The 14,726-nt window shown below is 52.3% G+C and carries 10 protein-coding genes, 1 tRNA gene and 1 rRNA gene; 2 read left to right on the top strand and 10 right to left on the bottom strand.

Annotated features, from left to right (window positions below; translation table 11 throughout):
* Positions 1-4: 4 nt before the first annotated feature.
* The 6 genes from MWU62_RS13995 to MWU62_RS14020 all read right to left on the bottom strand — a co-directional run bounded on the left by MWU62_RS13995 (position 5) and on the right by MWU62_RS14020 (position 6,517).
* A tRNA-Ile gene (locus MWU62_RS13995) sits at positions 5-81 on the bottom strand.
* Between the two features lie 107 nt (positions 82-188).
* A 16S ribosomal RNA gene (locus MWU62_RS14000) occupies positions 189-1,729 on the bottom strand.
* 556 nt (positions 1,730-2,285) lie between these two features.
* Positions 2,286-3,134, bottom strand: a complete 849-nt coding sequence (pssA, locus tag MWU62_RS14005; protein ID WP_247115494.1) for a CDP-diacylglycerol--serine O-phosphatidyltransferase — start codon at positions 3,132-3,134, stop codon at positions 2,286-2,288.
* Between the two features lie 89 nt (positions 3,135-3,223).
* Positions 3,224-4,240, bottom strand: a complete 1,017-nt coding sequence (ilvC, locus tag MWU62_RS14010) for a ketol-acid reductoisomerase (RefSeq protein ID WP_200366850.1) — start codon at positions 4,238-4,240, stop codon at positions 3,224-3,226.
* 64 nt (positions 4,241-4,304) lie between these two features.
* Positions 4,305-4,796, bottom strand: a complete 492-nt coding sequence (ilvN, locus tag MWU62_RS14015; protein WP_247115495.1) for an acetolactate synthase small subunit — start codon at positions 4,794-4,796, stop codon at positions 4,305-4,307.
* A gap of 2 nt (positions 4,797-4,798) precedes the next feature.
* Positions 4,799-6,517 (bottom strand): acetolactate synthase 3 large subunit, encoded by a 1,719-nt coding sequence (locus MWU62_RS14020; protein WP_247115496.1) that lies wholly within the window; start codon positions 6,515-6,517, stop codon positions 4,799-4,801.
* Between the two features lie 519 nt (positions 6,518-7,036).
* Between MWU62_RS14020 and MWU62_RS14025 the strand changes: the two genes are divergently transcribed.
* On the top strand, positions 7,037-7,501 hold the full coding sequence (locus MWU62_RS14025) for a DUF4124 domain-containing protein (RefSeq protein ID WP_247115497.1): 465 nt from the start codon (positions 7,037-7,039) through the stop codon (positions 7,499-7,501).
* 72 nt (positions 7,502-7,573) lie between these two features.
* Here the strand turns inward: MWU62_RS14025 and clpB are convergent, their stop codons facing one another.
* From clpB to rluD, 3 genes are all read right to left on the bottom strand, one after another.
* Positions 7,574-10,150, bottom strand: a complete 2,577-nt coding sequence (gene clpB, locus MWU62_RS14030) for an ATP-dependent chaperone ClpB (RefSeq protein ID WP_247115498.1) — start codon at positions 10,148-10,150, stop codon at positions 7,574-7,576.
* Between the two features lie 133 nt (positions 10,151-10,283).
* Complete coding sequence (pgeF, locus tag MWU62_RS14035; protein ID WP_247115603.1) at positions 10,284-11,051, bottom strand: peptidoglycan editing factor PgeF; 768 nt, start codon at positions 11,049-11,051, stop codon at positions 10,284-10,286.
* Positions 11,041-12,018 carry a 23S rRNA pseudouridine(1911/1915/1917) synthase RluD gene (gene rluD / locus MWU62_RS14040; RefSeq protein WP_247115499.1) on the bottom strand — a complete coding sequence of 326 codons (978 nt, stop codon included), beginning with the start codon at positions 12,016-12,018 and terminating at the stop codon, positions 11,041-11,043. The genes pgeF and rluD overlap by 11 nt, the downstream gene beginning before the upstream one ends.
* Positions 12,019-12,151: 133 nt before the next feature.
* Between rluD and MWU62_RS14045 the strand changes: the two genes are divergently transcribed.
* Positions 12,152-12,985, top strand: a complete 834-nt coding sequence (locus tag MWU62_RS14045) for an outer membrane protein assembly factor BamD (RefSeq protein WP_247115500.1) — start codon at positions 12,152-12,154, stop codon at positions 12,983-12,985.
* A gap of 20 nt (positions 12,986-13,005) precedes the next feature.
* On the opposite strand, the gene MWU62_RS14050 is transcribed toward MWU62_RS14045, so the two are convergent.
* Entirely contained in the window at positions 13,006-14,670 is a 1,665-nt protein-coding gene (locus MWU62_RS14050) for an NAD+ synthase (RefSeq protein WP_247115501.1), read from the bottom strand.
* Positions 14,671-14,726: the final 56 nt, after the last annotated feature.

The following is a 14,726-nucleotide window of genomic DNA, read 5'->3' on the forward strand; positions in this document are numbered from 1 at the left end:
ATTTTGGTGGGTCTGGGTGGACTTGAACCACCGACCTCACCCTTATCAGGGGTGCGCTCTAACCACCTGAGCTACAGACCCGGTTTTGCTTGCCATAGACAAGCCAAGTCGGGCCTGAAAGACCCTTGCTCTCTTTATCAATCAACCAAGTAATTCGTGTGGACTCTGACCGAAGCGTCGACTTCGTTTAAGGAGGTGATCCAGCCCCAGGTTCCCCTAGGGCTACCTTGTTACGACTTCACCCCAGTCATGAACCACACCGTGGTAATCGTCCTCCCGAAGGTTAGACTAACTACTTCTGGTGCAATCCACTCCCATGGTGTGACGGGCGGTGTGTACAAGGCCCGGGAACGTATTCACCGTGACATTCTGATTCACGATTACTAGCGATTCCGACTTCACGGAGTCGAGTTGCAGACTCCGATCCGGACTACGATACGTTTTGTGAGATTAGCTCCCCCTCGCGGGTTTGCAACCCTCTGTACGTACCATTGTAGCACGTGTGTAGCCCTGGCCGTAAGGGCCATGATGACCTGACGTCATCCCCACCTTCCTCCGGTTTGTCACCGGCAGTCTCCCTAGAGTTCTCAGCATAACCTGCTAGCAACTAGGGATAGGGGTTGCGCTCGTTACGGGACTTAACCCAACATCTCACGACACGAGCTGACGACGGCCATGCAGCACCTGTGTCAGAGTTCCCGAAGGCACCAATCCATCTCTGGAAAGTTCTCTGCATGTCAAGGCCAGGTAAGGTTCTTCGCGTTGCGTCGAATTAAACCACATGCTCCACCGCTTGTGCGGGCCCCCGTCAATTCATTTGAGTTTTAACCTTGCGGCCGTACTCCCCAGGCGGTCAACTTAGTGCGTTAGCTGCGCCACTAAGGATTCAAGATCCCCAACGGCTAGTTGACATCGTTTACGGCGTGGACTACCAGGGTATCTAATCCTGTTTGCTCCCCACGCTTTCGCACCTCAGTGTCAGTGTTGGTCCAGGTAGCCGCCTTCGCCACTGGTGTTCCTTCCTATATCTACGCATTTCACCGCTACACAGGAAATTCCACTACCCTCTACCACACTCTAGCCAAGCAGTTCGAAATGCCGTTCCCAGGTTAAGCCCGGGGCTTTCACATCTCGCTTACTCAACCACCTACGCGCGCTTTACGCCCAGTAATTCCGATTAACGCTTGCACCCTCCGTATTACCGCGGCTGCTGGCACGGAGTTAGCCGGTGCTTCTTCTGTGAGTGACGTCAATCTTCCAGAGTATTAATCTGAAAGCCTTCCTCCTCACTGAAAGTGCTTTACAACCCGAAAGCCTTCTTCACACACGCGGCATGGCTGGATCAGGCTTGCGCCCATTGTCCAATATTCCCCACTGCTGCCTCCCGTAGGAGTTCGGGCCGTGTCTCAGTCCCGATGTGGCTGATCATCCTCTCAGACCAGCTACGGATCGTTGCCTTGGTGAGCCATTACCCCACCAACTAGCTAATCCGACTTAGGCTCATCCAATAGCGCAAGGTCCGAAGATCCCCTGCTTTCCCCAAAAGGGCGTATGCGGTATTAATCCGAGTTTCCCCGGGCTATCCCCCACTACTGGGCAGATTCCTAAGCATTACTCACCCGTCCGCCGCTCGACGCCTGATAGCAAGCTATCTTCGTTTCCGCTCGACTTGCATGTGTTAAGCCTGCCGCCAGCGTTCAATCTGAGCCATGATCAAACTCTTCAGTTTAAATCATACAAGAATCCGAAGATTCTTAATTCTTGCTCAAGACAAAACTCAATTTTCGACGAGTCGCTGTCTTGGTATTTCTTGTCGAAATACTCCAGTCAGCGCCCACACGAATTACTTGGTTAATTTGTTAAAGAGCGTTTGAGCCGTTGCTCAATCAAGGTGGCGTATTTTACATCGTCTCGCCGCCTTGTCAACCGTTTTTTTCAAGTCGTTTCAGAAGCTTCCCTTCCAAAACCACCGATACTTACCGGCTGATTCATACTTTATTTCGAGGGGCGTATTCTACATCGAATCCCAACCCTGTCAACTGTTATTTCGAAGAATCTTAAAAGCTTTTTCTTCAATACTTTCAAACAGTTAACTCTCTCAAAACACTCCGCTGTTCCGGTGTATCCCTCAAGCGAGATGCGCATTCTACAGACACACAGACTTCTGTCAACGCCATTTTGAATTAATTCTAAAGAACTTCGGTTTCCACCTATAAATACGTCAAACCCAGGGGGAAACCGAACAAAAAACGTACCATTCCAACACTATTGCTGCACTTTACTAATTATTCGGACTTGCTCGACCGACGCACCTTTCCACGAAACAACGCACGAACCGGTCCAGACAAGGCGTAAACCAAAAAGCCGGTAAACAAAACCGTTGCCGGGTCCAGTGCAACCACTACGAAAATCAACACCACTAACAGTATCGCGGCGAAAGGCACCCGCCCACGAAGGTCGAGATCTTTGAAGCTGCGATACAGCACATTGCTAACCATCAGCACTCCAGTACCACCTACAACCACGAGCGTAAGGAACGTAAGCCAAGCAGCTGGGTCATAGGCATGAAAACACCACACAAGACCTGCAACACACGCAGCCGCCGCAGGACTAGGCAAGCCTACAAAATACTTTTTATCGACCGAGCCGATTTGCGTATTAAACCGCGCAAGGCGCAGGGCGGCACCAGCCACATATATAAAGGTTACAGCCCAGCCGATTTTATCCAAGCCATTCAGGGACCAGAAAAATGCGACAAACCCGGGTGCGACGCCAAACGCCACCATATCAGCAAGACTGTCGTACTCTTCTCCAAACTTACTTTGGGTATTAGTCATACGAGCAACGCGCCCATCAAGCCCATCCAAAATCATGGACACAAAGATCGCAATGGCAGCGTTGTCGTAGACACCGCCCGCAGCTGAAACAATGGCGTAAAAACCGGAAAACAATGATGCTGTTGTGAGAGCATTAGGAAGGAGGTATATCCCTTTTCTGCGCACAGGCGCGCCCTCAACTAGCTCTTCCTCAACAACCTCTCCGGGCTCGATATCGCACTCACTTCCTGAACCGGACGAAAGTTCCGACTCGCGCGCACGTTGATCCAATTCGGTATCTTCTCTTTCTTTAGTCATTCCCACTACTCCGGAAAGTATTTGGGCGAAGTATATACGAAAAACGCGGCCACTCGGGCCGCGCTTCATTAAACCAAACGGAACGTCGCTTAGTTTTTATCCTTATCCACAATCTTGTTGGCGGAGATCCACGGCATCATTCCGCGTAGCTTCTCACCTGTCACTTCAATCTCATGAGCGGCGTTCTGACGACGACGCGCTGTCATAGACGGATAGTTGAGAGCACCTTCCGAGATGAACATCTTCGCGTACTCACCACTTTGAATTCGCTTAAGCGCATTGCGCATAGCTTCGCGAGATTGTTCGTTGATGATTTCTGGGCCGGTCACATACTCACCATACTCTGCGTTGTTCGAGATGGAGTAATTCATGTTCGCGATACCGCCTTCGTACATCAAGTCTACAATCAACTTGAGCTCGTGCAGACACTCAAAGTACGCCATTTCCGGCGCATAGCCCGCTTCAGTCAGCGTTTCAAAACCTGCTTTTACCAGCTCGACAGCACCACCACAAAGAACAGCTTGCTCACCGAATAGGTCTGTTTCAGTTTCATCTTTGAAGGTGGTCTCGATGATACCGGTACGCCCACCGCCGATGCCGCTAGCGTAGGATAGAGATAGGTTCTTTGCGTTTCCGGAAGCGTCTTGGAACACAGCAATCAGGTCTGGGATCCCACCGCCATTGGCGAACTCGGTGCGCACAGTGTGCCCCGGAGCTTTGGGAGCAACCATGATAACGTCGAGATCTTTGCGCGGAACGATCTGGTTGTAGTGAATTGCAAAGCCATGAGCAAAGGCGAGAGTGGCACCTTGCTTTAGGTTTGGCTCAATTTCCGCCTTATAGAGTTGAGACTGAAACTCATCCGGTGTCAGAACCATTACAACATCGGCCGCAGCAACGGCAGATGGCACGTCGCTGGTCTTTAAGCCGTAGGCTTCTGCCTTAGCGATTGAAGAAGATCCAGGGCGCAGACCCACAGTGACATCAACACCGGACTCTTTCAGGTTGCACGCATGGGCATGACCCTGCGAACCAAAACCGATAATGGCAACTTTTTTGCTCTGAATGATGGAAAGATCACAATCCTTATCGTAATAAACCTGCATGACTAACCTCTATGATGTGTGATGGCCTTTCAGGAGGCCAAATCGTTCGTAATGGATAAATAATTTAAAGGCTCAAAACCTTCTCGCCTCTGGCGATCCCGGAAACCCCGGACCGCACCACTTCAAGCACACCTGACGTTCCGATCGCCTGAACAAAACCGTCAAGCTTATCGCTGGCCCCTGCCAATTGGACGGTATAAACCGAACTGGTGACGTCGACAATCTGGCCTCGGAATATATCCACAGTGCGCTTAATCTCAGCACGCTGGGAACCGGTTGCCTTCAGCTTGATCAGCATCAGTTCGCGTTCGATGTGGGGACCTTCTGTCAGGTCTACCAGCTTGACCACCTCAACCAGTTTATTGAGTTGCTTCGTAATCTGCTCGATAACCCGGTCTGAACCCGTCGTTGTAACTGTGAGACGAGACAAGGTCTCATCCTCTGTAGGCGCAACGGTTAAGGTCTCGATGTTGTAGTTCCGCTGTGAAAACAGCCCAACCACACGTGACAGCGCGCCGGATTCGTTTTCAAGCAACACAGAAATAATTCGACGCATGATCACACCCTCTCCGTCTTGCTGAGCCACATATCTTTCATGCAGCCGCGGGCCACTTGCATCGGGTATACGTGCTCAAAACGGTCAACCTGAATATCCACAAAGACAAGCGTGTCTTTCATAGCCAAGACTTCTTTCAATTTCGGCTCAAGGTCTTCCTTCTTGTCGATACGGACACCAACGTGCCCATAAGCTTCAGCAAGCTTGATGAAATCCGGCAACGACTCCATGTACGAATGGGAGTGGCGGGACTCATAATTCATGTCTTGCCACTGTTTCACCATGCCCAAAGCCTGATTATTCAGATTGATGATCTTTACCGGCAACTTGTACTGGTTACAGGTAGAGAGTTCCTGAATATTCATCTGGATACTGCCCTCACCGGTGATACACAAAACTTCGTCATCTGGATGGGTGAGCTTAATGCCCATTGCCGCTGGCAAGCCGAAACCCATGGTTCCAAGACCACCAGAGTTAATCCAGCGATTGGGTTTATCAAACTTGTAATATTGGGCAGCGAACATCTGATGCTGCCCGACGTCAGACGTAACAAACGCATCCCCGTTAGTGAGACGGTGCAGCATTTCGATCACTTCTTGCGGCTTAATGACATCCGGACTGGTTTCGTAGCGCATACCGTGGAATGCACGCCATTCGTCGATCTGCTTCCACCAAGAGGCCAATGCCTCTGCGTCTGGTTTTTCCTTGCTGTCTTTTACCAGTGCGAGCATTTCTTTGAGAACCGCATCAACCGGCCCAACGATAGGAACGTCGGCGTCAATGGTTTTAGAGATGGACGCCGGATCAATATCGATATGAATGATGCGCGCACCCGGGCAGAACTTTTCAGTTGCGTTTGTTACTCGATCATCAAATCGCGCGCCTACCGCGAGAATAAGATCTGAGTGATGCATCGCCATATTGGCTTCATAGGTTCCGTGCATGCCTAGCCAGCCGAGATGCTGCTTGTCGCTGGCAGGGTAACAACCAATGCCCATTAGGGTGTTAGTAATCGGGTACCCCAACTTGCGTACCAGCTCCGTCAACTGACCAGAGGCCTTCCCCAGAATAACACCGCCACCGGCATATATTATGGGGCGACGGGCTGCCAGCATCATATCGACAGCTTTCTTGATCTGGCCAGCATGACCGCGTATCGCGGGACTATAGGAGCGCAACTTTATCTTTTTCGGATAAGCGTATTCGAAGCGCTCATTCGGTGCTGTCATATCTTTGGGAATATCCACAACAACAGGCCCGGGGCGACCGGTCGAGGCGATATAATAGGCCTTACGGATAATTTCCGGGATTTCCGAAGGGTGGCGAACACTGAGGTTGTGTTTAACAACCGGCCGGGAAACACCCATCATGTCCGTTTCCTGAAAAGCGTCTTCGCCAATCAGGGTAGACGCAACCTGCCCGCACAGAACCACCATAGGGATGGAATCCATGAATGCGGTAGCAATGCCGGTAATAGTGTTGGTGGCCCCAGGGCCGGAGGTTACAAGCACAGTTCCTGGAAGCCCCGTAGCGCGCGCATAGCCGTCGGCCATGTGCACAGCAGCCTGCTCGTGCCTTACCAGAATGTGTTTAACTTCATCCTGCCTGAACAGCGCATCATAAATATGAAGGGCTGCACCACCCGGATAGCCATATATGTATTCGATCCCCTGGTCCTGTAGGGAACGGATCAGCATATCGGCGCCAGACAATAACTCCACGATTTTCTACCCTCTTCTACGAGTGAATGAGCCGGGCACACGCCCGGTTGCCTGGGTCCACGGATTCGCTGCTTCTTTTGAAAGCGGAACCGGCTGCTCCACACCTTGTTAAGAGGTTGTCTCCTGGCCAGCCGCCCTCCTGAGGGTTGCGGAGAACGGCCAATCGACGGGTTGCATTTAAGCAACAACCATTCCGCGACATATGCGCGGCACGCTCAGTGTGGTAAATAACAGGGGGATACTTGCACGGGATTGCCTGCCGTATTTACCCCAGTCTTCAGGCAATCGGTAATTCTGACAGCGCGAAACTCCCTGTCAATAGCCTCCGTTGCTTTCTGTGTTCATACTGGCGCATGCTCTGCCATCATTATGCATCACTACAGGCGCGGAATTTTGAACCAGATGGAAGAAAAAACGTCCCATAGATGGCACTATAGGCAAACGCGAAACAGAACGAAGGGCCCGGTTTCTCAGGTTGCAAGCCTACCCGGGAGCAGCGAACACACAACGAGTAGAGCCATGAACAGAAAAGCCCTGATGCTGACACTATTAATCGCCGTAGCTCCCAGCGTTGCAATGAGCGCCTCGGTATATAAATGGACAGACGAAGATGGCGTTACCCATTTTGGCGACCGCCAGCCTGTGGGGTCCAACTCCGAGACCGTCAACGTGCGCTCTGGTACATCTTCCGCAGCCAGCAACAACAGGCCCAGCCCTCAAGAGCGCCTTGGTGAACTTGAAGAGCAAAAAAGGAAAGAAGCGGAGCGCGAAAAAGAAAGCGCCGTTGAGGCTGCTCGTCGCAAGCAACGCGAGGCAAACTGCGAAACGGCCCGCTCTAATCTGGAAGTCATCCAGAACAACGCACGTATACGGATCGAAGAGAACGGGGAGATGCGTTATTTAACGCCAGAGGAAATCGACGAGCAGCGCAAGAAGCTGGAAGAAATTGCCGCTAAAAGCTGCGAGCCAGAGAGCCAACCCTAGTTTTTTATTCTAGATACGATAACAGGGCAGAACCCAAGTCCTGCCCCGTTATTACTTTTTTAGCGCCCCATCTTAAGCTTTGTTGAATACCAGCTTACCGTCACTCGCCGTAGCAAGGATTGTATCTTCAGAGATAAAATCGCCCTGCAACAACCTTTGCGCCAATGGGTTTTCAATCATTCTCTGGATGGCTCTTTTCAGCGGACGGGCGCCATAAACCGGGTCGTATCCCACTTCCGCCAGCAAGTCCAGCGCAGCTGCATCGAGTTCCAGCTTAACACCCTGTTCCTGCAGCCGCTTATTCAGAATTTCTATCTGGATTTTGGCGATGCCGTGAATCTGGCTTCCCGCCAGCGGATGGAACACAACCACTTCATCTACCCGATTAATAAACTCCGGACGGAAGTGGGTTCCCACCTCTTCCATGACCGCGCTCTTCATAGCTTCGTAGTTCTCTTCTCCAGCTTTTTGCTGAATGATCCCCGAACCCAGATTGGACGTCATCACGATAACCGTATTCCGGAAATCCACCGTTCGGCCCTGCCCATCCGTTAAGCGACCATCATCCAGCACTTGCAGCAAAATATTGAAGACATCCGGGTGCGCCTTTTCGACTTCATCCAGTAGAAGCACGGAATACGGGCGACGACGAACCGCTTCCGTAAGGTATCCGCCTTCCTCATAGCCAACATATCCAGGGGGCGCACCAATCAGGCGGGCAACGGAATGCTTCTCCATAAACTCCGACATATCAATCCGCACCATGGCGTCGTCAGTATCGAAGAGGAATGAAGCAAGTGACTTGCACAGCTCCGTTTTACCGACACCGGTTGGGCCAAGGAACAGAAACGAACCATTTGGCCGATTGGGATCTGCAAGCCCTGCACGGGAACGACGCACGGCGTTCGATACGGCCTCCACCGCTTCATTCTGACCGATTACACGGTCATGCAGCGCGTCTTCCATACGCATAAGCTTGTCGCGCTCACCTTCCAGCATTCGGGATACCGGAATGCCAGTCCACTTAGAAACAACTTCAGCAATTTCTTCGTCAGTGACCCGATTGCGTAGGAGTTTCATCTCCATCATCTCAGCCTGACTGGCCATATCGAGTTGACGCTCCAACTCTGGAATGCGCCCATACTGCAACTCGGACATTCTACCCAGGTCGCCTGCGCGACGGGCCGTTTCTAAATCGATACGGGCTTGCTCCAACTGGCTCTTAATCTTCTGAGAGCCGTGCAACGCGGCTTTTTCCGTATTCCAAATTTCCTCAAGATCCGCATATTCGCGCTCTATATCCCGAATAACACCGGAAAGCTCCTCAAGGCGCTTCTTTGACGCTGCGTCTGTTTCTTTCTTTAAGGCCTCCCGCTCAATTTTAAGTTGAATCAAGCGGCGCTCCAGCCGATCCAGAGGCTCTGGCTTGGAGTCCATCTCCATACGAATTTGGCTGGCAGCCTCATCGATCAGGTCAATAGCCTTGTCTGGCAGTTGGCGGTCCATGATGTAACGCTGGGAGAGCTTGGCCGCAGCAATAATAGCCCCGTCGGTCACCTCTACACCATGGTGAACCTCGTAACGCTCTTTCAGACCGCGCAGAATTGCGACGGTATCTTCCTCATTCGGTTCGTTCACCAGCACTTTTTGAAAGCGCCGCTCCAGCGCAGCGTCTTTCTCTATGTTCTCACGGTATTCGTTCAGTGTGGTTGCGCCAACGCAGTGCAACTCGCCGCGCGCCAGTGCAGGCTTGAGCATGTTGCCTGCATCCATGGAGCCTTCAGCTTTACCCGCACCTACGACCGTATGGATTTCGTCAATGAACAGGATAATCTGGCCTTCCTGTTTAGCGAGCTCATTCAGCACGGCTTTCAAACGCTCTTCAAACTCGCCCCGAAACTTGGCTCCAGCAATAAGCGAGCCCATATCCAGAGATAAAACGCGTTTATTTTTAAGGCCTTCGGGCACTTCTCCATTGACAATGCGCTGCGCCAAACCTTCTGCGATAGCAGTTTTACCTACGCCCGGCTCACCAATCAGTACCGGGTTGTTTTTGCGACGGCGCTGCAACACTTGAATGGTGCGACGTATTTCGTCATCACGACCAATCACCGGATCAAGCTTCCCGGCTTCCGCCCGCTCTGTTAAATCGATGGTGTACTTTGAAAGCGCCTGTCGATTTTCCTCTGCACCCGCATCGCTAACGTTTTCTCCTCCACGCACGGCATCAATGGCTTTTTCCAGCGCTGCCTTGTCTACGCCTTGCTCGCGCAAAACACGACCGAGCGTGCCCCGGTCTTCCAAAGCGGCCAATAGCAGCAGTTCGCTAGAAATAAACTGGTCCTGCCGCTTCTGCGCCAATTTATCGGCAATATTGAACAGGCGCCCCATATCGTTAGACATAGCGACATCGCCGGCACTGCCGCTCACTTCTGGCAAGTTCTCGATTTCCTGAGCTACTGCCTGGCGCACACGACCGGGCTCAGCACCTGCTTGCTTGAGAAGCGGGGTGATAGAACTGCCCTGCTGATCAAGCATGGCCTGCATAAGGTGTATGGGTTCAATAAAGTTGTGGTCTTTGCCAACGGCCAGTGATTGCGCGTCCGCCAGTGCGGTTTGCAAAAGGCTGGTGAGCTTGTCGATTCTCATGAATTCGTTCCCCGAGTTATTCAGTAAATGCGATCAGAAATTGCGCATTCGGTTTGCATTGAGAACTAATGTAGGGGCTATCAAGGGAAGTTCAAGGCCGGAACACTCAAAACCGTCAGAAAATTGACAAGCCTCAGGTTTTCCAAATAACGGTGGCCATACGACCGGTTTGTCCATCACGGCGGTAGGAGTAAAAATGCTGGGAATCGGTAACCGTACAAAAGTTACCGCCATAGATTTGGTGGACGCCCAGACTTTCGAGACGTTGTCGGGCAAGTCGATAAATATCTGCCATATAGCGTCCCTCTCGAGCTCCAATGGAGCTGAAAGCAACATCAGCTTCAGGGTTGCGCTCCACAAAAGCCACCCTAACTTCCGGGCCAACCTCAAACACCTGCGGGCCTATGGCTGGCCCGAACCATGCCATCAAGGTATTGCCGGGCAGTCCCATACGAGCCACCAAGTTTTCCAGCACTCCAAAACATAAACTGCGCCAGCCAGCGTGAGCTGCCGCAACTGTGGTGCCTTTCTGGTCGCATAGAATAACCGGCAAACAGTCTGCTGTAAGAATCGTGCAGGCTTGCCCAACCCTGTGGGTAAAACTTGCATCGGCTTCTGGAATCGCCGCTCGTTGGTTTTGCGGAAATCGCACAACACCTGTGCCGTGAACTTGATTCAGCCATCTAAATGCTGCTTTGGGAAGGCCGCAGGCACGAGCTAGCCTGAGGCGATTTTCCTGCACATGGGCAGGTTCATCGCCCACATGCTCACCAAGGTTAAGGCTGCCCCACGGATGCTCGCTGATCCCGCCTAGGCGCGTCGTGCAGAGCGCGTATATGTTTGAAGGGGCAGGCCAGTCCGGGCGGATAAATGATAGCTCCGGAGCCCCCTCAGAACTCATCACTCTCCAACCCCTGAACGTGCTTACGCAGCGCAGCTAACAAGCCAACAAAATCCGCTGGCAAGGGCACATCCCAGCTCAGTATTTCTCCGGTTTGTGGATGCTCCAATGTGAGCTGTCGCGCATGCAGTGCTTGCCGGTGAAATGCCGAGAGTACTTCACGTAACTCTTCCGTGGTGCCCTTGGGCAAACGAAGACGACCGCCGTAGAGCGGGTCGCCCACCAGCGGGTGCTTTACGTAGGCCATGTGCACGCGAATCTGGTGTGTGCGACCGCTTTCAAGTTTACAGCGCACATGAGTATGAGCCGCAAAACGCTCAATCAAACGGTAGTGAGTTACAGCAGGTTTTCCGCTTCTGACCACCCCCATTTTCTTTCGCTCATGAGGGTGGCGGCCAATCGGCGCGTCCACCGTGGCGCCGCCTGTCAGGGTGCCTACTACGATTGCTTCGTATTCGCGACCCATGGTTCGAGTCTGCAGCTGACCCACTAGCGATGTATGAGCAATCAGGCTGCGCGCCACCACCATAATACCGGAGGTATCTTTATCAAGACGGTGGACGATGCCGGCACGGGGCAGATTCTCTACCTCGGGCGCGTAGTTCAACAGCGCATTTACTAGCGTACCATCTGCGTGCCCTGCGGCCGGATGCACCACCAAGCCTGCAGGCTTGTTGATAACCAGTATATGCTCGTCTTCGTAAACAATATCCAGACTGATCGCTTCCGCTTGCCAAGTCACCTGAGCCTCAGGCTCGGCATCAAGGGCCAGTTGGTCGCTCAGCATCACCTTATCTTTGGGCTTACGCGGCTCTCCGTTCACGGTTAAAGCACCGCTGCGAATCCATGACTGCAAGCGCGAACGCGAGTGCTCGGGCATAAGCTCAGCGGCTGCCTGATCCAGTCGCCGGTCACTTAGCTCTGGCGGTATAGAAAAACTGGCAGTTATTCGATTTTCAGATGACATTAAGCCCCCGGGGCCTGTGTGTGTTACGTTTCGGTCAGAATAATTGAAACAAACGGGACGCGCTCTGCACATTGGGCGAGTTCCCCGTTACAATACCGCCCTCGAATTTATCGACATTATACGGGATTCCGGCATGAGATCAGGTTTTCGTTTACTGCTACTTTCCACACTGGTCGTCCTGATCAGTGCCTGCGCGTCCAACAAGCAGGAGGAAGTGCTTCCGGAAAAAACCTATTACGACAATGCTCGTCAGGCAATGAACTCCGGCAACTTTAATGAAGCCGAGGAAAATCTTGATTCTTTAGAAACCTACTATCCGTTTGGCCGCTACGCCGAACAGGCCCAGCTTGACCTTATCTATGCCCGTTACCAAAATCTTGATCTTGAAGGCTCCAGAGCGGCAGCAGACCGATTCCTGCGTCTGAACCCCCAAAGCGATCACGCTGATTATGCTCTCTACATGCGCGGGCTCGCTTCCTATAATCTAGATATTGGTTTGGCCGCACGCTACTTTGCGATTGACGTTGCAGCCAGAGATGCAGGGGAGCAACTACAGGCGTTTCGCGATTTCAGCGAACTATTGAACCGGTACCCTGAAAGCGAATACGCTGCCGACGCCCGCCAACGCATGATCGCCGTGCGCAATCGCATGGCAGAACTGGAACTTCACGCTGCGCGCTATTACATCAAGCGCGAGGCCTATGTGGCGGCCAATAACCGGGCACGCTACATAATCGAGAACTACCCTACTTCGCCAGCCGTTGAAGAGGCTTTGATTATTCTGGCTGAGACCTTTGATTTCCTGAAATTTAAAAAGGGCTCGCAAGATGCAGTAGCGCTTTTGCGTCAGAACTTCCCCAAGAGCGATGCTTTCAATAGCAAAGGCGAATTTGAAGCCAACTTGCTAAAGCGCGAAAACCGCTCGCTATCCAGCGTAATCACCTTCGGACTTATGGGCGACGAGTAAGCCGCCGCATAAAAGAGATATTAATTGCCGCTCTTCCAGCCACTCGTAATGGGATAGCGGCGATCCTTACCGAATCCTCGCTCGGTAATGCGGATCCCGATAGGCGCCTGCCTGCGCTTGTATTCGTTGAGATCGACTAAGCGGATAACGCGATCAACATCCGCTTGATCAAACCCTTTCGCAACGATCGCATCCGCACTAAAATCTCGCTCTACATAGAAATTTAGAATTTGATCTAACACATCGTAGCCCGGAAGGCTGTCTTCATCCTTCTGATCAGGCGCGAGTTCCGCAGAGGGCGGGCGTGTGATAACACGTTCGGGAATCACTGGCGACACAGAATTACGATACCAAGCGAGGCGAAAGACCAGTGTTTTGGGAACGTCCTTAAGGACATCAAAGCCGCCCGCCATATCGCCATAAAGCGTCGAGTACCCCACAGCGAGTTCGCTCTTATTACCGGTTGTAAGCACCAGCGAACCAAATTTATTAGAAAGTGACATCAGCATAACGCCGCGAATACGCGCTTGAAGGTTTTGCTCGGTGGTGTCGAGGGTTGTGCCCTCGAACGGCTCAGCCAGCGCGGTCATGAAAGATTCATACATAGGTTCAATGGAGTACACATCGTACTGAACGCCCATGGCGCCTGCTTGGGCTGCTGCATCTTCTAGGCTGATGTCTGAGGTGTATCGGAAAGGCATCATCACAGCGCGAACACGATCCGGCCCCAAAGCATCCGCCGCCACAGCAAGAGCCAGAGCGGAATCTATACCGCCGGAAAGCCCAAGTACGACCGTTTTGAAACCATTTTTATTGACATAGTCCCGCACGCCCATCACAAGCGCACTGTAGACATTTGCCTCCACCGAAGGTTCTGCCGGCAACGGCTGGGATACGGGCTGGCAACGGCGATCAAACACGAAATCGACAGGGAAAAGGCCCTCATTGAATTGAGGCACTTCTACTGCGAGGGAACCGGAGTGGTCGTAAACCATGGAGCCACCATCGAACACCAACTCATCCTGAGCACCTACCAAATTGGTGTAGATGATACTCACCTGATTATCCCGAGACTTGCGCTCAAGCAGCGCCTTACGTCGGGCCTGCTTGTCGATATCATAGGGTGAGGCGTTCAGGTTAATAATCAGCTTTGCACCTGCCGCAGCGGAGTCTTCAACCGGGCCGTCTGCCCATATGTCTTCGCAGACCGTTAAGCCAACGGGCACGCCACAAATCTCTACCACTACTGCACCCTCGCCCTCCGCAAAATAGCGTTTCTCATCAAACACCTGATAATTCGGGGGGAACCGCTTGAAGTAGCGGCCTGTAATGTTGCCGCCTTCAATCACCACCGCAGCGTTGTACAACAGGCCCTTATTTTGAAGCGGAACGCCAATAACAATAGCCGCGCCAAGCTGCGCACTTTGTAGGCGTTCGAGAGATTCTGTTACGCGCAGGCTCATACTGGGGCGAAGCAGCAAATCTTCCGGCGGATACCCTGTAACACAAAGCTCCGGGAAGACAACAACATCTGCCCCCTCTTTTGAGTGAGCACGCCTTGCAGCATCTATAATCCGGTCGGTGTTGCCGGGAATATCCCCCACCAGAAAATCCAATTGCGCCATCGCAACCCTTAGGTTTCGGGGTGATTTAGAGGGAAACGGGCTACTCCCGGAAACGGACATACTTTGGCTCCTGTAACTCACTGCCATGAAAAGGCTATTATAACCCCGCACAGGCT

It is taken from the genome of Marinobacter sp. S6332, assembly GCF_023016045.1.
Lineage (GTDB): Bacteria > Pseudomonadota > Gammaproteobacteria > Pseudomonadales > Oleiphilaceae > Marinobacter.